At 44.0% G+C, this 834-nt stretch carries 2 protein-coding genes; one reads left to right on the top strand and one right to left on the bottom strand.

What is annotated here, in order from left to right:
- The gene (locus tag A3738_RS07920) at nucleotides 1-330 is read right to left on the bottom strand and encodes a DUF1330 domain-containing protein (RefSeq protein ID WP_068480996.1); all 330 of its coding nucleotides are present in this window, start codon (nucleotides 328-330) and stop codon (nucleotides 1-3) included.
- 222 nt (nucleotides 331-552) lie between these two features.
- Between A3738_RS07920 and A3738_RS07915 the strand changes: the two genes are divergently transcribed.
- The coding region (locus A3738_RS07915) for a glycine zipper domain-containing protein (RefSeq protein WP_231876574.1) at nucleotides 553-834 on the top strand (282 nt) is incomplete at its 3' end.

Raw genomic sequence — 834 nt, 5'->3', positions numbered from 1 at the left:
TTAAGTCTGATCATGACTTAGCAAGGGTCTTAAATCGTCCAGCTTATCAAACAAATGCCAGATATATTGATCAGTTCCATTCACTCTGTGTGGATGTAAATCTGCTAGCGCGGGATCATTTCGATAATGATCAAAGGCTTCTTTAGTTTCCCATTCAACCAATATCATCGCCGTGCGCGGAGAGATATCGCCCTGTATAGATTCACGAAATTTTCCGAGCGAGACAACACGCCCACCATGCGACTGAATCTCTTTCGCTGATCGTCGCGCGTAGGCTTTGTATTCAGAGGCATCTTTAATATTGAAAAGGTTGAGTGCATAAACCGGCATACGTATCACGTCCTACTATTTGTTTTGGCTTAGTGTATTGCAAACTCAACTAAGCATCTCTACTTGATTAGCGTTTTGAGAAACGTTCAAACCTCAGATAAATCGTGGCGTCAAGCACATACTCCATAGAACACCTATTCGTTCAAATTAACCAGAAAAGTCCTGCAAAGCAGTTTGGAGCAATCTAGGGTAAACATAGGTCTCTGATAACTAGGAAGAAGTATGCAAGTAGTATTCAAAATGTTCGTCGCTTCATTGGCATTCGCCATCATCACAGGCTGCGCAACGCGCGATGCTTACATGGGTGAAGAAAAAACCTCTAACGCAACATTAGGTAGTGTCATTGGTGCGGTGAGTGGTGCAGTCATCGGCGCTGCGACGTCTAGCAAAGGTGATAGAAAGAAAGGCATTTTAATTGGGGCAACTGCTGGGGCTTTAGCCGGAGGTGGTGCCGGTTATTATATGGATCAGCAAGAAGAACAATTGCGCAAAAAACTCGAACGC

The sequence above is a fragment of the Oleiphilus sp. HI0066 genome, assembly GCF_001635725.1.
Note: the sequence above shows the minus strand (reverse complement) of the source record. Positions and strands in the feature narration are given on the sequence as shown.

Coding starts and splice junctions, on each gene's coding strand:
- A3738_RS07920 (WP_068480996.1), bottom strand. CDS start 330: ATGCCGGTTTATGCACTCAACCTTTTCAATATTAAAGATGCCTCTGAA.